This is a genomic window from Stenotrophomonas maltophilia (assembly GCF_047782825.1).
Lineage (GTDB): Bacteria > Pseudomonadota > Gammaproteobacteria > Xanthomonadales > Xanthomonadaceae > Stenotrophomonas.
The window spans coordinates 2,915,522-2,936,359 of the sequence record NZ_CP180589.1; the positions used below are offsets into that span (position 1 = coordinate 2,915,522).

Here is a 20,838-nt window from a genome sequence, read left to right on the forward strand (position 1 = left end):
GCATTGCCCGGCTTTTCTGCTTCTGTAGAGTCGAGCCATGCTCGACTGCCGTTGAATGCAGTCGAGCGAGAGCAGTCGAGCATGGCTCGACTCTACAAAAAAGGTATGCCACCGGTCAGCCTTCGCGGGCGACCTGGAAACCGGCGAACGACTGGCTGACCGGCATCAGTTCCAGGCGATTGATGTTCAGGTGCGGCGGCAGGGTGGCCACCCAGAAGATCTGCTCGGCGATGTCTTCGGCGGTCATCGGGTTGGCACCGGTATAGAGCTTGTCCGAGGCGGCCTGGTCGCCGTGGGTGCGGACCACGGTGAATTCGGTTTCGGCCATGCCCGGCTCGATCGTGGTCACGCGCACACCGGTGCCGTGCAGGTCCGAACGCAGGCCCAGCGAGAACTGGCTGACGAAGGCCTTGGTGCCGCCGTAGGCGTTGCCGCCCGGGTACGGGTAGACGCCGGCCACCGAGGAAATGTTGATGATCGCGCCCTTGCGCTCGACCAGCTGCGGCAGCAGGCGGTGGGTCAGGGTCACCAGCGCGGTGATGTTGGTGTCGATCATCGTGGTCCAGTCCGACAGCTTGGCGCTCTGCGCCGGTGCGGTGCCCTGGGCCAGCCCGGCGTTGTTGACCAGCAGATCGATATCGCCGAACGCCGGCGGCAGGGCCAGCAGCGCCGCTTCCATCGCCACCGGGTCGCGCATGTCGAACACCGCCGCATGCACCACGTCCTTGCCGTAGCGGTCCACCAGCGGCTGCAGGCGTTCACCGCGGCGGCCGGTGGCGATCACTTTCCACCCGGCCTGGGCGAAGCGGTGGACGGCGGCGGCGCCGAAGCCGGAGGTGGCGCCGGTAATCAGGACGGTGCGGGTCATGCAGACAACTCCGTGGTAACCAGACCCCCATTCTGGCACCGTCGGCCGGCGCCTGCGTTGCCCGATCAGGCCGCGATGGCCCTCTTGGGGGTCAGAGCCCTTTGCCGGTGGCAAAGGGATCCGACCCCGGCAGGATTCGACCCCGGCACGGTTCAGCGCAGGCGGAACACCCGTGCCTTGGGCAGGTCTTCATCCACCTGCAGGAACCAGCGCCCGGCAATACCCGGAATCACTTCGATCTGCGGCGCCTGCAGGGTCTTGCGCAGCTTCATCTGGCCCTTCATCACCTGCCATTGCTGGCCGTTGTCGAGGGTGAACACGGTGCCCGGCTCCCAGCCGGCGACATCGCCCACGACCCGTGCGCTGACCGGGCCTTCTTCCAGGCCCAGGTGCATGGCGGCCGGGGCCGGCACATTGGCGGGCAGCGGTGCACCGGCGCTGGCCGCCACGGGGGTCGGCGCGGGGTTCGAGGCAGGCGCCGCGGCTTCGGCCTCGCGCAGCACCCGGTTCAACACCTGCAGCTGCGCCGGGCTGAGCCCGACTTCGGCCAGCTGGGCCGCGCTGAGCCGTTGTTCAACCGGCACGAAGCGGTCCTGGGCGGTGGCGGCAAAGCTGCTGGCGACCAGCAGGGCGGACAGGAAGAACCGGCGCATCGGCGAAGTCTCGGCGGAAGTGCCGCCACGATGCTGCAATTGGGTGACAGTCCGGTGACAAGCGCCGGGCCGGTACAATGGGCCATGATCACCAACGATGTACTGCGCAGCGTGCGCTATTCCCTGGACCTGGGCGACCACCACGTGGTGACCCTGTGCCAGCTGGCCGACCCGGCCTTCGCGGTCGATACCGAACAGGTGAAGGCCTGGCTGCGGCGCGATGAAGAGGCCGGCTTCGAGCCGATGAGTGACAGTGCGCTGGCGCACTTCCTGGATGGCCTGATCGTGCACCTGCGCGGCCGCGACGAAAGCCAGCCGCAGCGTGCGGTGGAAACCCGCATCGACAACAACCTGGTGTTGAAGAAGCTGCGGGTGGCCTTCCAGCTGCGCGACGTGGACCTGATGGACATCTTCGCCAGTGCCGGTTTCAAGGTCTCCAAATCCGAAGTCGGCGCGCTGTTCCGCCAGCCCGGCCACACCAACTACCGGCGTTGCCTGGACCAGATGCTGCGCAACTTCCTCAAGGGCCTGAGCCTGCGCCTGCGCGGCTGAGCACGGCATCGACGAAGGCCCGCGCCGCCGGCGTGGGCAGGCGCTGCCAGGCCAGGTGCACGCGCCGGGTGGGGGTCGGTTGCAGCGGTATCCGCACCAGCCCGTCAAAGCCCTGGGCAATCAGCACCGGCACGATGCCCACCGCCAGGCCATGGCGCACGAAGCGCTCGATCAGCTCCATCTGGTTGACCTCGAAGCGCACCGGGTGCGGCAGGCCGGCGGCAGCGAAGGCATCGTCGGTCTGCCGGCGCGCGCCGGTTCCCCGCGCGAAATCCACCAGCGCCTCGTCCTGCAGCAGGGCCAGCGGCAGCCGCGCCTGCCCGGCCAGCCGGTGCGTCGGCGCCAGCACCGCCACCAGCTCCTCTTCCTGCAGCATCTGGTGGCAGACCCCGTCCAGGCTGGCCGAGGGCGCCAGCCCGACCAGGGCCACATCCAGTTCACGCGCCTGCACCTGCGCGATCAGGGTTTCGCTCTTGTCCACGCGCAGCTGGAATTCCACCTGCGGGTAGGCCTGGCGGAAGGTGGCGAGGATGGCCACCACGTCGATGCCGGTGAGCGAGGAGATCTGCCCGATCGCCAGCGTGCCCCGTACTTCCCCGGTCACCGCCGCAACATCGGCGCGCAGGTGGCGCAGGCTGGCCAGCACCTGCCGTGCATGCACCAGCAGGGCCTCGCCGGCCGGGGTGGTCCGCACCTGGCGCGGCAGGCGCTCGAACAGCGGCGCGCCCAGTTCCTGTTCCAGATGGGCGATCTGGTGGCTCAACGCCGACTGCACCACGTGGCAGCGCGCCGCGGCGCGGGTGAAATTGCCTTCCTCGGCCAGGGCCACGGCGAATTCGAGCTGCTTGAGGTTCATGCCGGTCTCTCCACTCGTGCATCTGGTTTTCAGATGGCACGGATGATGATGATTCATTTCCATCATCAATGCAGCGGGAGGACACTGTGCTCCCCACGTTCTGGATCTACCCGTGAGCCCTTCCCTTCCCCCTCTGCACCGCTGGCAGGTGCTGCTGATGTCGGTCGCCACGGGTGTGGCGGTGGCCAGCAACTACTATGCGCAGCCGCTGCTGCACACCATCGCCGATGCCTTCGGCGTGCCGTTCGGCCAGGTGGGCATGGTGGTGACCGCGGCCCAGCTGAGCTATGCCGCCGGGCTGATCCTGCTGGTGCCGCTGGGTGACCTGTTCGAACGCCGCCGCCTGATCGTGGTGATGAGCCTGCTGTCAGCCAGCGGCCTGGTGATCAGCGCCTGCGCGCTCTCACTGCCCTGGCTGCTGGTGGGCACAGCCATCACCGGCCTGTTTTCCGTGGTGGCGCAGGTGCTGGTGCCGTTCGCCGCCACCCTGGCCGCGCCGGAACACCGTGGCCGCGTGGTCGGCACGCTGATGAGCGGCCTGCTGCTGGGCATCCTGCTGGCGCGTACCGTGGCCGGCCTGCTGTCCAGCCTGGGCGATTGGCGCCTGGTCTATGCCATCGCCGCAGCGGTGCTGGTGCTGACGGCGTTGGCCCTGCATCGCGGCCTGCCGCGCTTCCACCACACCGCCGGCCTGGGCTACTTCGCGTTGCTGCGGTCGATCGGCACGTTGTTCGTACAGGAGCCAGTGCTGCGCCAGCGCACCCTGCTGGGCGCATGCAGCTTCGCCATGTTCGCCATCTTCTGGACGCCGCTGGCCTTCCTGCTGGCACAGCCCCCGTACGAATACAGCGACGCCACCATCGGCCTGTTCGGCCTGGTGGGGGCTGCCGGCACGCTGGCGGCGGGCCTGGCCGGGCGCATGTCCGACCGGGGCCAGACCGGGCGGGCCACCGCCATCGCGCTGGTGATGCTGCTGCTGTCCTGGCTGCCATTGGGACTGTCGGCGCACTCGCTGCTGGCGCTGCTGCTGGGTGTTGTGCTGCTGGACCTGGCCGCGCAGCTGCTGCATGTCAGCAACCAGAACCTGATCTACGCGCTGCAGCCGGAGGCGCGCAACCGCCTCAATGCCGGCTACATGACCGGCTACTTCATCGGCGGTTCGCTGGGGTCGCTGCTGTCGGCGCAGGTCTACCAGCACTTCGGCTGGACCGGCGTATGCGTGGCCGGCAGCGTGGTGGCGGTGCTGGCCCTGCTGCTGTGGCTGCCCGGCGCGTGGCGTGCGCGCCAGGCGGCCCCGACCCGCTAGAAGCTGCCCTGCAGGGCCAGTTCCCAGCGCCCCCCGGCGTTGCCGGGGAACAGCTGCCGCGCTGCAGTGTCGGTGTCATGCACGGTGGCGCGCACTTCCCAGGCCGGCGCGAGGCTGGCGATGGCACTCAGCTGGCCGTGCACGTAGTCCGGCCCCTGTGCGTCGGCCAGCCAGTAGCGGCCGACCGCAGCTTCCAGTCGGAAACGCTCGTTCAATGGCAGGCGCCCGCCCAGCTGTGCATAGGTACCGCGGTGGCCGCCGGCCAGGGCATCGCTGGAATGGGCCAGCTGGAGCCACGCCCGCTGCTTCCAGCTGACCGTGGCGCCCAGTTCGGTCCAGTCCAGTGCGCGGCCGGTGCCGGGGTACAGGTAGCGGGTCACGTTGGCATCCAGGGTCCAGTCCGCCCCCAACGCGCCGGACCAGCCGGCGACCACGTCGAATTCACTGCGCGCGCCGTTGTCGGGCCGGAACGAGACATTCGAGCCCCAGACACTGGCATACACGCCCGAGGGCAGCGCCAGCTTCGCGCCGGCCTGCACCGCCGGATCGCCGTCGCTCTGCGAGCTGCCACGCCACACATAGTCGCTGGTCACGGCCATGTTGCCGCTGGCCTGCACCTGCGCCTGTGCGCTGCCCATGCCGAGCACGCCGGCCAGTGCGGCGACCGCGGCCGCCATCATCCCCTTGCTGTCCACTTCTGGTGCATCCTCGTTGAAGGCGGCCGTGCCGCCGGGACGGCAGTGTCGACGGGGCACGCATAACGGATCGAGGGCGCGACCGCGCGTGTTGCGCAAATTCAGCGTAAACCGCGCAGGCGGCGGCAGTGGACGGGCGCGGTATCATGGCGGCCTGTATCCAGGAGCCCATCGCGTGGACGCCATTCTGACCCCCGTTTCGATCGGCGAGCTGATCGACAAGATCACCATCCTCGAGATCAAGGCCGAGCGCATCGACGATGCCGGCAAGCTGGCCAACGTGCGCACCGAACTGGACGGCCTGCTGCCGCTGCTGCAGCAGCAGCTGCAGGCACAGCCGGCGCTGGCCGATCTGCGCAGCCAGTTGAAGGCCATCAACGAGCACATGTGGGACATCCAGGACCAGCTGCGCGACAAGGAAGCGGCGCAGGTGTTCGACGATGCGTTCATCCAGCTGGCGCGCGGTGTGTATGGCACCAACGGCGAACGCATGGTGGTGAAGAACGAGATCAACCGGGTGGCGGGTTCCGCGCTGGTGGAAGAAAAGCAGTACCAGGGCGAGTAAGCCCTGGCATCTGCGGCGCCACGCTCAGCAGCACTGCAGCAGGTGGCGGATGCGGAACAGATCGCCATCGCTGTGGATGCCCAGCTTCTGGTAGGCGGTCTTCTTCTGCGTGCTGATGGTGCTGGCTGAACGCTGGAACCGCCGTGCCACCTCACCGGTGCTGCAGCCCTGCAGCACCAGCTGCAGCACCTCGCATTCGCGCTTGCTGAGCGGTGCCAGGGCCGGCGTGCGGCGCGTGCGTGAGCGACCCAGCTGCGTGCGCAGTTCCGGCGGCACGAAGCGGCCACCGCGTGATACCACGTCCAATGCGCGCAGCAGCGTGTCCGGCGTGGTCGCCTTGGACAGGAAGCCACGCGCGCCGGCCTGCATGGCCGCGACCACCGTGCTGGCATTGCAGTGTGCCGACAGCACCAGCACCGGCAGCGTCGGCCAGCACCGCGACAGTTCACGCAGCAGGGCCACGCCATCGCCCAGATCGCCGCGCGGGAAGGCATCGATCACCAGCAGATCGACCGACGAAGGAGCGTGCTTCAACTGTGCCAGCAGCTCGCCCTGCTCGGCATGGCTGCCCTGCACCTGCACGCCGTCGTGCTGGCGCAGCACCACTTCCAGCCCCAGCCGCAGCACCGGATGCGGGTCCAGCAATGCCAGCCGGCGCGGCCGATCGGGAAGCAGAGGTGGAAGCACAGGCGGCATGGTGGGGTACCCCGTGGAAGTGGGATACCCACCGTAGGCGCGCGCCGCCAGCAGCGGAATCCAATTTATTGCAATGCAGCAATACGTCACCCCGGCGCTCAGATTCCGTTCCGGTTCGTCATAACGCAACAGGCCCGGCATGAGCCGGGCCTGTCGGTGCACAACCAGCGCGCGGGCGCGCCGTGGGTGCGATTACCAGCTGAAGCGCGGGCCGACGGTGTATTCCTTGTCGCCGTGGCGGTTCATCTTTAGCTCGCCGTTCAGGCCCCAGTTCTGGTTCAGCTTCACCTGACCACCCAGGCGGCCGTACCACTGGCCATCGATGTCCACGCCGTGCTTCTTCGAATAATCTTCGTAGCCGACCAGGCCGTAGACTTCAGCGTGCGGGCCGAAGGCGGTGCGGATACCGGCTTCAGCGCTGTAGCCGTTGAAATCCAGGCCGTGCTTGCGGTCGAACTTCTGGTAGGCCACGCGGGCGACGAAGTCGGTGGACGGTGCGATTTCAACGTTGTAGCCGGCACCGACCTTCCACTGGTCAACCTTGATGTTGGTGTGGTCGATTTCCTGGCGGCTGTATTCGCCGAAAGCGTGGAAGTTCGGCAGGAAGCCGTAGGAACCCTTGACGCCCCAACCATCAGCCTTCACGCCATCGACGTCGGTCTTGGCGTAGTCGGCTTCGGCATAGTTGTAGGACAGGTTTTCAGCAGCCGAAGCGGTGAACGGCAGGGCGGCGGCCAGAGCCAGGGCAATCAGCGAATTCTTCATGGGGGTACACCTTCTCTTTCTTATGTTGTGCAGCAGCGCCAAGGCGCCATCGCATCGGGAATGTAAATTCTCCGTTATTCGCCACAACGCTCCCTGAAAACGACAGTCTTCGCATTGCTGAATTTTTTGGCTTGATTCAGGCTGTTTCTGGCATACGCGCGCGGTGCGCGTGCATATGGATGCCAACACCGTCTGCAACAGGAGGTTGCCTTGCACATCACCCGTACCCTGGCTTCAGGCATGCACGCCGTTGTGCTCGCATGCGCAGCATTCGTCCCGCCCGCATCGGCACAGTCGCTGCAGGCCGCTGACTACCAGCGCGCAGAACGCGTGCATGACAGCCATCTGCGCAATGCACTGCGCAACGCCACCGTGGTGCCGAACTGGCTGGCCGATGGCCGCCTCTGGTACGAACGCGAGGATGCACACGGCCGGCGCCAGGTGGTGCTGGTGGACCCGGAACGGCGCACGCGGGAAACCGTGTTCGAACCGGCCGCGCTGGATCGTGCGGTGGAACCGCTGGGCGCCAGCGGCCCGCAGCTGCGCGTGGTTGGCGTGCAGGCGGAGGCGGAAGGGCTGCGCCTTCAACTGCGCAGCAACGACGCGGCCATCACCTGCCAGTGGCCACGGTGGGGGTGTGCGCGGGCGCAAGAAGCATGGGCGCCGCTCGATGCCCTCGCCTCGCCGGCAGGCGATGCCTGGCTGCAGGTACGCGACAACAACCTGTGGCTGCAGCGTCGTGGTTCGGCTGCACGCGCGTTGACCCAGGGGGGAGTCGCCAGCCATGGCTACGGTGTGCTGCCCGATTTCAGCCTGCGTGGCATCCCTCGCCGACAGGGCTCGATGCCCGCGCGCCCGTTCGCCAGCAGCTGGTCGGCGGACGGGCGATACGTAGCCGGTATCCGCTACGACGAACGCGCGCTGCTGGACTACCCCTATCTGGAAAGTGCGCCAGTCGGCAGCGCGCGGCCACGCGTGCACACGGTGAAGCTGGGTCTGCTGGCAGATGCGCAGCAGGTGCGCGACAGCCTGTATGTGGTCGATACCCACAGCGGGACGCAGCATGACATCACGCTGCCCGATGGCTGGAACACCTTGGGCGAAGCCGGCGTGCTGGGCTGGGATGGGGACCGGTTGTATGCCGCGATCGCGCATGCCGGCACGCCACGCCAGCTGCGGCTGGTGGAAATCCATGCCGCCACTGGCGCGCTGCGCACGGTGCTGGAGGAAGCCAGCGGTACCCGCGTGCAACTCAATGTGTACGCGTACAACCGGGCTGCCGTGGCGATCCTGCCCGGCCAGGATGCCGCAGTATGGTTCTCACAGCGCGATGGCCAGGGCCATCTGTACCGGGTACGGCTGTCCGACGGCAAGGTGATGCGCCAGTTGGCGCGTGGCCCTTGGGTCGTGCGCGACCTGCTGGGTGTGGACACCCACGGTGGCTGGGCCTACTTCAGCGCGGGGGGCGTCGACGCCGGCGATCCCTACGTTCGTGGCCTCTACCGCGTATCCCTGCAGGGCGGCGCGATCCACGCCCTGGCCGCCGATGGAATGGACCACCAGGCCGACGCCGGAACCGGCGCCCTTTTCGGGGGGCGCCCGCCACAGGCGCTGTCACCGCGCGGCGGCTATCTGGTGGATACCGTTTCCAGCCTGGACCAACCGCCACGCACGGTGCTTCGCGCCAGTGATGGCGGCCGCGAAGTGATGGTGCTGGCAGAAGCAGATACCCGGGACGTCACCGCAGCAGGCTGGCGTGCGCCCCGCCGCGAACGGCTGCTGGCCGCCGATGGCCGCACGCCGGTGTTCGCCACGCTCTACCTGCCGCCTGGCTACCGCGATGACGGACGTTCCCCGGTGATCGATGCGATGTACGGCGGCTCCTTCATCAGCAATGCACCGGTGACCTACGCCGAGGCCGTATCGGCAGCGAACCCGGTCTCGCGCGCCAGCCTGGCCGAGCTGGGCTTTGTGGTGGTCAGCATCGATGCCCGCGGTACCGGGGGCCGTGACACGGCCTTCCATGACAGCAGCTTCCTGCACGGCGCCGACGTGCAGCTTGACGACCACGTAGCCGCGCTGCAGCAACTGGGCGAGCGGTACCGGGGCATGGACCTTCAGCGGGTGGGCATCTACGGGCATTCATTCGGGGGCTACAGCGCGGCGCGCGCCCTGCTGCGCTACCCGGCGTTCTACAAGGTGGGCGTGGCTTCTGCAGGCAGCCACCGCTTCCAGGGCATGTACGGCGGCGCCATTCATGGCATGGACCGGCTGTTCGGCGGCGTGCTGCCGCCTGCCTCCCCCGCCGAAGAGCTGCCGGCGCCCTTTGCCGTGCTCGACAATGCGGCACTGGCCGGTAACCTGCGCGGCCATCTGCTGCTGGTGTATGGCGAGCTGGACGAGAACGCGCCGCCCGCGCTGACCCTGCAGCTGGCAGCGGCATTGAACCAGGCCCAGCGGGACTACGACCTGCTGTACCTGGCGCGTCAGGACCACGAACTGTTCCGCAATGACGTCACGTACACGCACCGCATGTGGGACTACTTCGTGCGCCACCTGGCAGGCCAGCAGCCACCGGACACGGTACTGGGGCCGCTGCCCGGTGGCCCACGCTGAACAGGCACGATTCCGGTGTCGATCTGCGGCGCACCGGTTCGTCGGGTCATTGAAGGCCGTGCATGTGGCACGGCCCACCTCGGAGGCAAGCGATGAGTTACATCGATGGTTTCGTCCTGGCGGTGCCCACCGCCAACAAGGAAAAATTCCTCGCCCACGCCCGCAGCGGCGACGTGGTATTCATCGAATACGGCGCGCTGCGCGTGGTGGAGTGCTGGGGCGATGATGTGCCGCACGGCAAGACCACCGATTTCTTCGGCGCGGTGAAGGCCACGCCGGATGAGACGGTGGTGTTTTCCTGGATCGAGTGGCCGGACAAGGCCACCCGCGATGCCGGCATGCAGAAGATGATGGAAGACCCACGGCTGGATCCGGCGAAGAATCCGATGCCGTTCGACGGCGCACGCATGATCTATGGCGGCTTCGTGCCGATCTACGAACTGACCGCATGACGCAATCGGCACGTTCAGCGCGTGCCGGGATCCTCCTCGGCAGCATGGCCGGCGCCCAACGCGGCGCCGGCCCCGAGGCCAAGACCGCCCACGCCGGCACCCATGCCGCCACCGCCTCCACCACCTCCGTTGCGGCCCCCCTTGCCATCGCGCTCGCCATCGCTGCGGCCCTTGCCGCCGCCGCCCGCCGCCTGTGGACGGGTGGGGCCCTGGCGCGGAATGTCCAGGTCGACCGGCACCGGCGCCAGGTCCAGCGCTTCGCGCACGAAATCGCGTAGCGACACCACCAGGTCATGGGTATGCACGGGCCGTCCCTGCGCCAGCTCGTTGGCCGCCCGGGCGGCAAGGCGCACCTGTTCGTCGGTGCCCAGCAGCAGGATGTCCGACAGGGCGGCTTCGACCGCATCGCGGATGCGCCGGGCGCGGTCGGACCCCGGCTCGGTGATGCCCTGTTCGTGGGCGCGCTGGCGCAGGTCACGCAGGTGGCTGGGGTCCACGCCCAGTTCGCCGGTGAAAGAGCCGCCCAGGGTCTTGTAGGCCGCCATCAGGGTGCGCAGGCGTTCGTTGATCTGCCGGTTCTCGCGCTCGCGGCGCTGCTGCAGGGTCTGCATCACCAGCAGGCGGATACCCACGCCCAGCAGGGTGATCAGGACCAGGCCGGCCAGGGTGGACAGCACGCCCTGCCAGGAACTGAAGTCGATACCGCGCATGGGAGGTGCTCCGGCGGAAAGAATCTGCATCTTGCCGCAAAGCATGCCCCTGAAACGCGAAAGGCCCTCCCGCCCGGGGGGCGGAAGGGCCTTCTGTCACAGCGCGATTACTTGCGCTTGGCGACCTTGCGCACGGCCTTGGCCGGGGCCTTCTTGGCAGCAGCCTTCTTGGCGACGACCTTCTTGGCCGGCGCCTTCTTGGCGGCAACCTTCTTCAGCGGCGCAGCCTTCTTGGCCACCGCCTTCTTGGCGACGGCGACCTTCTTGCCGACAACCTTCTTGGCAGCGGCGGTCTTCCTGGTAGCAACCTTCTTCGTGGCGGCAACCTTCTTGCCGACAACCTTCTTGGCAGCGGCGGTCTTCTTGGTGGCGACCTTCTTGGTGGCGGCAACCTTCTTGCCGACAGCCTTCTTCGCAGCCACGGCCTTCTTGCCGGCAACCTTCTTGGCGGCGACGGTCTTCTTGGCCACAGCCTTCTTGGCGGTGGCGACCTTCTTGCCGACAACCTTCTTGGCAGCGGCGGTCTTCTTGGCGACGGTCTTCTTGGCCACGGCAGCCTTCTTGGTGGCGGCCTTCTTCACGGTGGCGACCTTCTTGCCGGCAGCCTTGGTGGCGGCCTTGGTGGTCTTCTTGGCAGCGGCGGCCTTCTTGGTCACGGCCTTGCCTGCAGCGGCCTTCTTCTTGGCCACTTCCTTCTTCAGGGCAGCGGCTTCGGCCTTGGCGTTCTTCTTGGCCGCTTCCAGCTTCTGCTTGGCCTTGGCAACGGTCTTGCCGACCGACTTGGCAGCCTTCTCAGCCTTCTTGGCAACGGTCTTCTCGACCTTGGCCACAGCCTTCTTGGCCTTGGCAACGCGGGTACCGGCAGCCTTGGTGGCGCGCTTGACGGTCTTCTTGACCGACTTCACGGCGTCTTCGGCGGCGTGGGCGATGGTCTCGCCAACGTTGGCGGCGGTTTCTTTAACGTTCTCGACGGCGTCGGTCACGACCGACACACCATTACCGTTGCTCATGTTGCCCTCCTGGGGGCCTGGATTGTCAAAACGGGGCGATGCTATACCGACATTGACCATCGTGGAACGGGGCGCACACCTTCAATCGCATGCGGTGCGACGGCACTGGTGTAGGCCGAACCCCGCAGCGAACCGCCCTGCATTCAGAAAACCCCTTCTTTTCAGGACTGCGCGCCATTGCACATCGGTCCGGCCAAGGCAATCAGCCGTTGCTGATTCCGGGGCACGCAATGCACACGCAAAGTGCCATCGCCATGCCGGGATACGCCGAACTGCGCAAGTATCGGGAGGTAACACGGCGGCAGAATCGCGACGACGGCCGCCGCCTGCCACGCGCCTCCGGTGCAATCGGCCACGGATTTTTCATGGGGCATTTATCCGGATCGCGACACACTCATTCAGCTTGTTCTACCGTATAGGCCTACGGCCCCACTTCCACCGCCTGCGAACCGACCTCCCATGCGACCGCTTCCCACCCTGCTCACGCTCGCAATCGCTGCTGCCTTCGGCGGCTTTGTCGCCACCGGCATCAATGCCCACCTGGACAACCGCGCTGACGCGGCGCCGCTGCCGGCCGCGCTGCCCGCTGCCGCCGCATTGCCGGCATCGGTGGCCGGGCAGGCCGTGCCATCGCTGGCACCGATGCTGGAAAAGGCCATGCCGGCGGTGGTCAGCGTCAACACCAAGCAGGTGGTGCGGGTCCGCAATCCGTTCTTCAACGACCCGTTCTTCCGCCGCCTGTTCCCCGACGTGCCGCAGGAACGTATCAACGAATCGCTCGGTTCGGGCGTCATCATCGATGCCAGCGAAGGCCTGGTGCTGACCAACCACCACGTCATCGACAACGCCGACGACGTGCAGGTGACCCTGGCCGACGGGCGCACGGTGAAGGCCGAATTCCTCGGGTCGGACCGCGATACCGACATCGCCCTGATCCGCATTCCGGCGCAGAACCTGACCGACATCAAGCTGGGCAACAGCGACCAGCTGCGGGTGGGTGACTTCGTGGTGGCCATCGGCAACCCGTTCGGTTTCAGCCAGACGGTGACCTCGGGCATCGTCTCGGCGGTGGGCCGCAGCGGTATCCGCGGCTTGGGCTACCAGAACTTCATCCAGACCGATGCGTCGATCAACCCGGGCAATTCCGGTGGCGCCCTGGTCAACCTGCAGGGCCAGCTGGTGGGCATCAACACCGCCAGCTTCAACCCGCAGGGCAGCATGGCCGGCAACATCGGCCTGGGCCTGGCCATTCCCTCCAACCTGGCGCGCAGCGTGGTCGACCAGCTGGTCAAGCACGGCGTGGTGGTGCGCGGCACGCTGGGGGTGGAAGCGCAGAACCTGAGTGCGCAGATCGCCCAGGGCCTGGGCCTGGGTGAAGCCCGCGGCGCCCTGATCACCCGCGTGCTGGCCGGTTCGGCCGCCGCCAGCGCCGGGCTGAAGCCGGGTGATGTGGTGGTGTCGGCCAATGGCCAGCGCGTGGACAGTGCCGAGGCGCTGCACAACGTGGAAGGGCTGGCGGCGGTCGGCAGTGTGCTGACCCTGGACGTGCGCCGCGACGGCAAGCCGGTGCAGATCAAGGCAACGCTGAAGGAACAGGCGCGTGCGGTCACCGGCGAAAGCCTGGACCCGCGCCTGACCGGCGCCACCTTCGTCGACCTGCCCGAATCGCTGCGCCAGTCCGGCGTGGGCGGCGTGCTGGTCAGCGAGGTCAAGCGCGGCAGCCGCGCGGCCAGCAACGGCCTGCAGCAGGGCGACATCATCGCCGAAGCCACGGTGGGCGAATTCGCCGACCTGGCCAGCTGGCGGGCCAACTTCCAGCAGCGCCCGGCCACCCTGGTGCTGCGCATCCTGCGCAACAATGGCCAGCAGCAGGGCCAGTTGGTGATGCGCTGATCGCTCTGCCGTAACACCCCCTATACCCGGCCGATGCTATTGCTATACGTCCCATCGGCCGAACCCTTCGTTCGTCCCCCCATCGCAACAGGAGTGATTCGATGAGCCCCACCAATACCGAGAACCTGAAGGAACACCTGGGTGAAGCCGGTTCCCACCTGAAGCAGGCCGCCAGCGCTGCCGGCGGTGCAATCAAGGGTGCAACCGGCGCAGCCGGTGATGAACTGCGCATCGGCAAGGCCAACGTCAAGGCCGAACTGTCCGACAGCGCGCTGTCCGGCCTGGCCGCTGCCGAATTCGGTGGTGCCGCTGCCAAGGAACAGGTCGACGCACTGATGGACAAGGGCAAGGACCTGATCGACAGCGCCGCCGAACTGATCCGTGAGCGTCCGCTGGCATCCTTCGGTGTGGCCTTCGCCACCGGTTGGATCATCGCCAAGCTGGCCCGCGGCAGCGACAAGTAAGCTGCGGCGTGAGCGAAGAGTCCACGCAAGCCCCCGATCCGGCGGCGACCCCGCCGCTGGACGAGAGCATCCGCCAGGTCGGCGCGGCCGGCAAGGCCGCCGCCGATTCGGCCAAGCACACGCTGCGCTCGCTGCGCCGGTTGGCTTCGGCCGATTTCGCGCTGGCCCGCAGCGCCTTCGGCCGTGCCCTGGCCTGGGCCGGGGTCGGCATCGTGTTCGGTGCCTCGGCCTGGCTGCTGATGGCCGCCACCCTCATTGCCCTGCTGCAGAGCTGGGGCCTGAGCTGGCTGCAGGCACTGCTGATCACCTCGCTGCTGAGCCTGGCCGTGACCGGCTATGCGATCTGGCGGGTGTCGTACTTCTTCCACCACACCGGCATGCACGCCACCCGGCGCCAACTGTCGCGATTGGGCCTGTTTGATGAGCCCAGCGAAGACGACCCCGATGCCGAGGTGCAGATTCCGGAGGGCAAGCCATGAAGTTCGGCGCGCTGCAGCGGCGGGTCAAGCGCTGCGAACAGGTGATGGCCGTACGCATGGCCGAAACCCAGGACAACTGGGGCGTGCTCAGCCAGGTCTGGCGGCAGGGCTGGTCGCCGCTGCGCATCATCACCGTCGGCCTGGCCGGCGGTTTCCTTGCCGGCAAGCTGGAAGTGCCGGGCAAGGTCAACGGCGCACGCTGGCTGCAGATGATCGGTTCGGTATCCAACCTGTTCGCCAGCGGCCAGGCGGCCTTTGCTGCGGCGATGGCCGCACACGCAGCCGACAGCGCCGACGAAGCGGCCGACCAGGCCGATGAAGCGGCCGAGCAGATGACCCCCGGTGCCGCCGCGCGCCCTGCGGCGGCGCACACCGCAGCACCGCAGGCCGAGCCCGAACTGCGGGAACCGCAGCCGGCCGAGGCGGCCACCGACGTCTCCGAACGTTGACTCGATGCACCCGCCGCGTTGATCGCGGCGGGCGGATAATGGGCCTCCCTTCCCGGTCGGTGCGTCGATGAGCGAGTCCCTGTTGTCCCCGTCGGCCCCCGCACCGGACGAACCCGCGCCCCTGCCGCCGCCGTCGCGCCCGCGCGGGCCGATGTCGCTGGTGGTGCTGGCGACCCTGGCCGTGGCCTACACGCTGTGGGCCGCGCAGGACATCATCCTGCCGGTGCTGCTGGCGATGTTCTTCGCCCTGGTCGGCAACCCGATCCTGCGCTTCCTGCGTCGGTTGTGGATCCCGCGCGCGGTCGGCGCGCTGCTGATCCTGGGCACCGGCCTGGGCGTGACCACCGCGCTGAGCGTGCAGCTGATCGGCCCGGCCATGGACTGGGCGCAGGAAGCACCGCAGCAGCTGCGCAAAGTCGCCCGCCAGGTGCAGGACCTGACCAAGCCGGTGCAGCAGGCCAATCTGGCCGCGGAAAACTTCGCCCGGGTGGCCGGTGGTGAAAGCAACCGCAAGATCCAGGTCATCCGCACCCAGCTGGACGATCCCTACCGCATGCTGACCCGCGCACCCAAGCTGGCCGCGTCGGTGCTGGCGGTGGTGCTGCTGACCCTGTTCTTCATGATCTACGGCGAAAGCCTGCAGCGCGCGGCCATCGCCCTGTTCCCCAACCGGCAGCAGCAGCGGTTCACCACCGACATCCTGCGCTCGATTGAGCGCGAGGTGTCGCGCTATGTGCTGACCATCAGCGTGATCAACACGTTGGTCGGGTTGGTGTTTGCAGGCGTGCTGATGCTGCTGGGCATCGGCCTGCAGGAAGCCCTGCTGTGGGGCACGGTGGCCGCCCTGCTGAACTTCGCGCCCTACGTGGGCCCGCTGATCGGCGTGGCGATGATGCTGCTGATGGGCTTCGTCGAATTCCGCGACCCGGTGCAGGCGCTGCTGCCGGCGGCCGCCTATCTGGGCCTGCACACGCTGGAAGGCCAGCTGGTCACCCCCATCGTGCTCGGCCGGCAGATGAAGCTGTCACCGCTGGTGCTGATCCTGGCGCTGATGGTGTTCGGCTGGGCCTGGGGCATGGTCGGCCTGCTGCTGTCGGTACCGCTGCTGGTCTGCATCAAGCTGGTGCTGGCCCGCCTGGAGGGCATGCAGGGCTGGGCGCGCCTGCTGGAATGATCGTCGCCCAGCGGTGGCCGCGCAGACCGCAGCGACCGCCGGACAGCCAAGGCTGGCAGAATAGGTGCCGGTTTTTTTCCAGGATGGAACGTTCCCCCATGTTCTCTTTCAGCCGCCGATGCCTTGTTCTGGCCTGCATGGCCTCGCCCGCCTTTGCCGCTGCCCCGCCCAGCGCGGAGGCAGCCCGCACCCAGCTGGTGGAGGCCATCACCTGCCAGCGGCATCTCACCCCCGAACAGTTCGACGCCATGGCCAAGGTGCTGATGCCCGCCGGCAGCAAGGCCAGGGATGCGTATGACGATGGCTACACGCTGGCCGCGCCGCTGATGGTGCTGGGCCTGCCGGTGACCCACCTGACCGCCTATGACGGCTCCAGTGGCGAGGATGGCGTGGACAGTTACACCGCCCACTTCGGCAAGGCGGACATCGCCACGGTCGCCGCGCTGGCGAAAATGCCGGCGCCGGTGGCCGGCAGCTACATGCGCGAAGTGGGCCGGCACAATCTCAACGTGGATCGCCAGGATGGCCAGACCATCCTGTACTGCGCCTACGACCTGCGCAGCCGCTGACCGTGCCCCCCGCCTGCCCCCGGAATGAAAGCCCCGGCGGGCAGGCGTAGAATGACCGGGTGAATTTCCCAGTCCAAGCCATCACCCTCGACCTCGACGACACGCTGTGGCCGTTCGCGCCGATCGGCGCCCGCATCGACGTGGTCCTGCATGAGTGGATGTGCGAACACAGCCCCGCCACCGCTGCCCTGTACCCGGTGGCGGCGATGCGCGAACTGCGCGAGCGCTCCTTCCGCGACAACCCGCACCTGCACTTCGACCTGAGCGCATTGCGCCGGCTGACGATCCAGGAGGCGCTGCAGAACAGCGGTGCCAGCCTGGACCTGCTGGAGCCGGCCTACGAAGTGTTCTACGCCGCACGCAACCAGGTGGAGTGCTATCCAGACGCACTGGACGCGCTGGCGCGGATTGCCGCGCGGGTGCCGGTGGCGGCGCTCAGCAACGGCAACGCCGACCTGGAGCGGATCGGCCTGTCGCACCATTTCGCCTTCCAGCTGGGCGCGCGCGAACACGGCGCGGCCAAGCCCGAGGCCAGCATCTTCCACGCGGCCTGCGAACGCCTGGGCGTCGCCCCGGCGCGGGTGCTGCACGTGGGCGACCATGTCGAGATGGACGTGGCCGGGGCGATGGCCGCCGGCCTGCGCGGGTGCTGGATCAACCGCGACGCCGCCATCTGGACCCATCCCCAGCTGCAGCCGGACCTGCAGTTCGACACCCTTACCGGCCTGGCCGACTGGTTGGACGCCAACCTGGATGCCACCGAAGAATCCCGGAGTAACTGACGCATGAGCGAGATCACTGGTTTCACCGCCAACGCGACCACCGCGCTGCCGCTGCACGTGCTGGACCGCGACCAGTACGCCGGCTGGAAGGCCCGCCAGCCGGCGGCCCTGCAGGCCTGGCTGGACGCGCAGGGCTTCACCGCCGGCGGCCACAGCGTGGCCCTGCTGCCGGGTGAGAACGGCCTGGCCGGTGCCGTGATCGGAGTGGGCGACCGTGCCGACGCCTACGCCTATGCGCACGCCCCGCACGCCCTGCCCGAAGGCAGCGTGTGGCAGCTGGCCAGCGAACTGCCGGCCGAAGAACAGGCCCTGCTGCAGCTGGGCTGGGGCCTGGGCAGCTACCGCTTCGACCGTTACCGCAAGCGCAACCGCGCACCGGCACAGCTGCTGGCCAGCCCGAGCGCGGAAGTGGCCGACCTGATCGCCGCCAGCCTGCGCGTGCGTGACTGGGTCAACACGCCCACCGAAGACATGGGCCCGCAGCAGCTGGAAGACGCCGCGCGTGCGCTGGCCGATACCCACGGCGCGCAGATCGAAGCGATCACCGGCGATGCACTGCTGAAGCAGAACTTCCCGGCCATCCACGCCGTGGGCCGTGCCTCGCACCGTGCGCCGCGCCTGATCGTGCTGCGCTGGGGCAAGGACAGCGACCCGGCGCTGGCGCTGGTCGGCAAGGGTGTGTGCTTCGACACCGGCGGCCTGGACATCAAGCCGGCCGACGGCATGCGCAACATGAAGAAGGACATGGGCGGTGCCGCCCACGCGCTGGCCCTGGCCGGGCTGGTGATGGCCCAGCAGCTGCCGGTGCGCCTGACCCTGCTGATTCCCGCCGTGGAAAATGCGATCGGCCCCGATGCCTTCCGCCCCGGCGAGATCATCGCCACGCGCAAGGGCCTGAGCATCGAGATCGACAACACCGACGCCGAAGGCCGGGTGATCCTGTGCGATGCGCTCACCTTCGCCGGCGAACAGAAGCCGGACCTGGTGATGGACTTCGCCACCCTTACCGGTGCCGCGCGCATCGCCCTGGGCCCGGACCTGCCGGCGCTGTTCAGCAACGACGACACCGTGGCCCAGCAGTGGCTGCACGCCGGCGATGAGACCCGCGACCCGGTCTGGCGCATGCCGCTGTGGCGCCCCTACCTGCGCTACCTGAGCAGCGGCGTGGCCGACCTGGCCAACGCCGGTTCGCGCATGGCCGGCTCGGTCACCGCAGCGCTGTACCTGGAACGTTTCCTGGAAAACGACCAGCGCTGGGCGCATCTGGACGTCTATGCCTGGAACGACGGCGAGCGCCCGGGCCGTCCGGCCGGTGGCGAAGCGCTGGCGCTGCGTTCGGCCTGGGCCATGCTGAAGGCACGTTACGCCTGAGGAAGCCTCCGGGCATCGCCCGGCGCTGCCCCTGCCGCGGCCGGCAAATCTGACGAAAAATTGAATGTCGGCCCCGGCCGGGTTCTGCGAGGATGTGTGGGTCGACCACCCACACGATCCGTGAAGGCAGGAACCCGACCATGTCGCTCTTCCGCTACACCCGCGCCGGCCAACCGCCGGGCTCGCCACGCAAGCACTCGCCCCTGCCCTGGATCGCCCTGATCGCGTTGATCCTGGGCGTGGTGGCCCTGGCGTTCGCCTGGCTGGCCGGCTGGGTCGGCAACCGCCTCACGGCGCAGCGCTTCACCGACACCATCGAAGCCACTGGCCCGGCCCATCCCGGCTTCCGTCGCGCCCACAGCAAGGGCATCTGCGTGAGCGGCTGGTTCGAACCCAGCGCGCAGGCCCCCACGCTGTCCAGCGCACGCGTGTTCGCGCAGGCCCGCGTACCGGTGATGGGCCGCCTGTCGATCGGCGGCGGCGATCCCTACGGCGCCGACAACACCGCGCGCGTGCGCAGCCTGGCCGTGCAGATGGTCAGCGATGACGGGCAGGAATGGCGGATGGCGATGAACAGCTTCCCGTTCTTCGCCGTGCCCAACGCCGAAGCCTTCTTCGAACAGACCCGCGCCTCCATTCCCGACCCGGCCACCGGCAAGCCCGACCCGCAGAAAATGGCTGCGGTGCTGGCCAAGTACCCCAGCGCGCAGGCGTTCCAGCAATGGGCCAAGACCGCGCCGTGGACCAGCAGCTGGGCCGACACCACCTACAACAGCGTCAATGCCTTCTGGTTCACCAATGCGCAGGGACAGAAGCGCGCGGTGCGCTGGCGCTGGCAGCCGCAGGCGCCGGTGGTGGAGATGGATGCGGAAACGCGCAAGCAGGCCAGCGTCGACTTCCTCAGCCAGGAACTACAGCAGCGCTTGGCCAGCGGCCCGGCGCGCTGGAACCTGGTGGTCAGCACCGCCGAACCGGGCGATGCCATCGACGACCCGTCGGTGCCGTGGCCGGAATCGCGTGAACAGGTGGTGGCCGGCGTGCTCAGCCTGGACCGCATGCAATCGCAGGAAGAAGGCGCCTGCGGCCAGATCAACTTCGATCCGTTGATCCTGCCCAGCGGCGTGCGCGGCAGTGACGACCCGATCCTGGCCGCGCGCTCGGCCGTGTATTCGCAGTCCTTCAACCGCCGCGAACGCGAACGCGCCGCCGGCAATGTCGAACCGCCGAAGAAGGAGGCCGCACGATGAGCACCAGCAACGGCCATTTCAACCTGCTGGCCCGGGTGCTGCACTGGACCATGGCGGTGATGATCCTCGCCATGCTGTTCGTCGGCGTGACCATGGTCGCCTCGCTGCACCTGCGGCCGATGCTGATCGACCTGCACCGCCCGCTGGGCATCGCCATCCTGGTGCTGGTGCTGCTGCGCCTGTACAACCGCCTGCGCCACCGGCCGCCACCGCTGCCGGCCGACCTGCCGGTGTGGCAGGTGCTGGCGGCCAAGGCGTCGCACTGGATGCTGTACGGGCTGATGCTGGCGATGCCACTGATCGGCTGGGCGATGCTGTCGGCCGGCGGCTACCCGATCCCCCTGTGGGGCGGCGTACACCTGCCGGCCATCGTGCCGCACACCCCTGCCCTGTATGCAGCCCTGCGCAATGCGCACAGCCTGCTGGCCTATGTGCTGTTCGCTACGGTGCTGATGCATGTGGGTGCGGCGCTGTTCCACCTGTGGGTGCGTCGCGATGGCGTGTTCCAGGCAATGGCGCGCGGCAAGGATTGAGCAGCGCCGGCATGCGGTAGCGCCGGGCCAATGCCGCTCCATCTGTAGCGCCCGAGCCCATGCTCGGGCGGCGGCGCGCAGCGCCGAAGGGCAGCCGAGCATGGGCTCGGCTCTACAAGGCCAAAGCGAACAG

Annotated in this window: 23 protein-coding genes; 15 read left to right on the plus strand and 8 right to left on the minus strand. The window is 68.1% G+C overall.

All coding sequences use genetic code 11. From position 1 onward, the window contains the following. Positions 1-115: 115 nt before the first annotated feature. A complete protein-coding gene (locus ACM2ZB_RS13615; protein WP_313437852.1) occupies positions 116-868 on the minus strand; it encodes an SDR family NAD(P)-dependent oxidoreductase in 753 nt (250 codons plus the stop codon). A 152-nt stretch (positions 869-1,020) separates the two neighbouring features. Continuing rightward, positions 1,021-1,521 carry a hypothetical protein gene (locus ACM2ZB_RS13620; RefSeq protein WP_416055833.1) on the minus strand — a complete coding sequence of 167 codons (501 nt, stop codon included), beginning with the start codon at positions 1,519-1,521 and terminating at the stop codon, positions 1,021-1,023. Between the two features lie 84 nt (positions 1,522-1,605). Between ACM2ZB_RS13620 and ACM2ZB_RS13625 the strand changes: the two genes are divergently transcribed. Beyond that, entirely contained in the window at positions 1,606-2,073 is a 468-nt protein-coding gene (locus ACM2ZB_RS13625) for a DUF1456 family protein (RefSeq protein ID WP_416055834.1), read from the plus strand. Here the strand turns inward: ACM2ZB_RS13625 and ACM2ZB_RS13630 are convergent. Then, positions 2,042-2,929, minus strand: coding sequence for a LysR family transcriptional regulator (locus ACM2ZB_RS13630; protein ID WP_416055835.1), 888 nt, complete (start codon positions 2,927-2,929; stop codon positions 2,042-2,044). The two genes, ACM2ZB_RS13625 and ACM2ZB_RS13630, sit on opposite strands and share 32 nt — an antisense overlap. A gap of 157 nt (positions 2,930-3,086) precedes the next feature. Between ACM2ZB_RS13630 and ACM2ZB_RS13635 the strand changes: the two genes are divergently transcribed. After that, complete coding sequence (locus ACM2ZB_RS13635; protein WP_416058550.1) at positions 3,087-4,235, plus strand: MFS transporter; 1,149 nt, start codon at positions 3,087-3,089, stop codon at positions 4,233-4,235. On the opposite strand, the gene ACM2ZB_RS13640 is transcribed toward ACM2ZB_RS13635, so the two are convergent. Continuing rightward, positions 4,232-4,930 carry a TorF family putative porin gene (locus ACM2ZB_RS13640; protein ID WP_416058551.1) on the minus strand — a complete coding sequence of 233 codons (699 nt, stop codon included), beginning with the start codon at positions 4,928-4,930 and terminating at the stop codon, positions 4,232-4,234. The genes ACM2ZB_RS13635 and ACM2ZB_RS13640 overlap by 4 nt on opposite strands. Before the next feature lie 175 nt (positions 4,931-5,105). Here ACM2ZB_RS13640 and ACM2ZB_RS13645 point away from each other — a divergent pair, with 175 nt between their 5' ends. Continuing rightward, on the plus strand, positions 5,106-5,495 hold the full coding sequence (locus ACM2ZB_RS13645) for a DUF6165 family protein (protein ID WP_416055836.1): 390 nt from the start codon (positions 5,106-5,108) through the stop codon (positions 5,493-5,495). Between the two features lie 24 nt (positions 5,496-5,519). Here ACM2ZB_RS13645 and ACM2ZB_RS13650 read toward each other — a convergent pair whose 3' ends face one another. Both ACM2ZB_RS13650 and ACM2ZB_RS13655 read right to left on the minus strand, forming a co-directional pair. Then, positions 5,520-6,191: a response regulator gene (locus tag ACM2ZB_RS13650; RefSeq protein WP_416055837.1), complete on the minus strand. Its 672-nt coding sequence runs from the start codon at positions 6,189-6,191 to the stop codon at positions 5,520-5,522. Between the two features lie 192 nt (positions 6,192-6,383). Beyond that, positions 6,384-6,956 (minus strand): Ax21 family protein, encoded by a 573-nt coding sequence (locus tag ACM2ZB_RS13655; RefSeq protein WP_313437871.1) that lies wholly within the window; start codon positions 6,954-6,956, stop codon positions 6,384-6,386. 240 nt (positions 6,957-7,196) lie between these two features. On the opposite strand from ACM2ZB_RS13655, the gene ACM2ZB_RS13660 reads away from it, so the two are divergent. Together ACM2ZB_RS13660 and ACM2ZB_RS13665 are read left to right on the plus strand one after the other, a co-directional pair. Beyond that, on the plus strand, positions 7,197-9,572 hold the full coding sequence (locus ACM2ZB_RS13660) for a prolyl oligopeptidase family serine peptidase (protein WP_416058552.1): 2,376 nt from the start codon (positions 7,197-7,199) through the stop codon (positions 9,570-9,572). A gap of 92 nt (positions 9,573-9,664) precedes the next feature. After that, positions 9,665-10,024: a DUF1428 domain-containing protein gene (locus tag ACM2ZB_RS13665; RefSeq protein WP_313437874.1), complete on the plus strand. Its 360-nt coding sequence runs from the start codon at positions 9,665-9,667 to the stop codon at positions 10,022-10,024. A gap of 14 nt (positions 10,025-10,038) precedes the next feature. Here ACM2ZB_RS13665 and ACM2ZB_RS13670 read toward each other — a convergent pair whose 3' ends face one another. Next, positions 10,039-10,734, minus strand: a complete 696-nt coding sequence (locus ACM2ZB_RS13670; RefSeq protein WP_416055838.1) for a hypothetical protein — start codon at positions 10,732-10,734, stop codon at positions 10,039-10,041. Positions 10,735-10,841: 107 nt separating this feature from the next. Continuing rightward, positions 10,842-11,744, minus strand: coding sequence for a histone (locus ACM2ZB_RS13675; RefSeq protein ID WP_416055839.1), 903 nt, complete (start codon positions 11,742-11,744; stop codon positions 10,842-10,844). Between the two features lie 459 nt (positions 11,745-12,203). Between ACM2ZB_RS13675 and ACM2ZB_RS13680 the strand changes: the two genes are divergently transcribed. From ACM2ZB_RS13680 to ACM2ZB_RS13725, 10 genes are all read left to right on the plus strand, one after another. Then, complete coding sequence (locus ACM2ZB_RS13680) at positions 12,204-13,637, plus strand: Do family serine endopeptidase (RefSeq protein WP_416055840.1); 1,434 nt, start codon at positions 12,204-12,206, stop codon at positions 13,635-13,637. Between the two features lie 101 nt (positions 13,638-13,738). After that, the gene (locus ACM2ZB_RS13685; RefSeq protein WP_313437910.1) at positions 13,739-14,101 is read left to right on the plus strand and encodes a hypothetical protein; all 363 of its coding nucleotides are present in this window, start codon (positions 13,739-13,741) and stop codon (positions 14,099-14,101) included. Positions 14,102-14,109: 8 nt separating this feature from the next. Continuing rightward, positions 14,110-14,580: a phage holin family protein gene (locus ACM2ZB_RS13690; RefSeq protein ID WP_313437912.1), complete on the plus strand. Its 471-nt coding sequence runs from the start codon at positions 14,110-14,112 to the stop codon at positions 14,578-14,580. Further along, positions 14,577-15,029: a protein sip-5 gene (locus ACM2ZB_RS13695; RefSeq protein WP_416055841.1), complete on the plus strand. Its 453-nt coding sequence runs from the start codon at positions 14,577-14,579 to the stop codon at positions 15,027-15,029. Before ACM2ZB_RS13690 ends, ACM2ZB_RS13695 begins: the two co-directional genes overlap by 4 nt. 67 nt (positions 15,030-15,096) lie before the next feature. Next, positions 15,097-16,203: an AI-2E family transporter gene (locus ACM2ZB_RS13700; protein WP_313437917.1), complete on the plus strand. Its 1,107-nt coding sequence runs from the start codon at positions 15,097-15,099 to the stop codon at positions 16,201-16,203. Positions 16,204-16,340: 137 nt separating this feature from the next. Beyond that, complete coding sequence (locus tag ACM2ZB_RS13705) at positions 16,341-16,772, plus strand: hypothetical protein (protein WP_416055842.1); 432 nt, start codon at positions 16,341-16,343, stop codon at positions 16,770-16,772. A gap of 59 nt (positions 16,773-16,831) precedes the next feature. Continuing rightward, positions 16,832-17,554, plus strand: coding sequence for an HAD-IA family hydrolase (locus ACM2ZB_RS13710; protein WP_313437922.1), 723 nt, complete (start codon positions 16,832-16,834; stop codon positions 17,552-17,554). A 3-nt stretch (positions 17,555-17,557) separates the two neighbouring features. Continuing rightward, on the plus strand, positions 17,558-18,925 hold the full coding sequence (locus ACM2ZB_RS13715) for a leucyl aminopeptidase family protein (protein WP_416055843.1): 1,368 nt from the start codon (positions 17,558-17,560) through the stop codon (positions 18,923-18,925). A gap of 140 nt (positions 18,926-19,065) precedes the next feature. Continuing rightward, complete coding sequence (locus ACM2ZB_RS13720) at positions 19,066-20,172, plus strand: catalase family peroxidase (RefSeq protein ID WP_416055844.1); 1,107 nt, start codon at positions 19,066-19,068, stop codon at positions 20,170-20,172. Beyond that, positions 20,169-20,705 (plus strand): cytochrome b, encoded by a 537-nt coding sequence (locus ACM2ZB_RS13725; RefSeq protein WP_416055845.1) that lies wholly within the window; start codon positions 20,169-20,171, stop codon positions 20,703-20,705. Before ACM2ZB_RS13720 ends, ACM2ZB_RS13725 begins: the two co-directional genes overlap by 4 nt. The last annotated feature ends 133 nt before the right edge of the window (positions 20,706-20,838 follow it).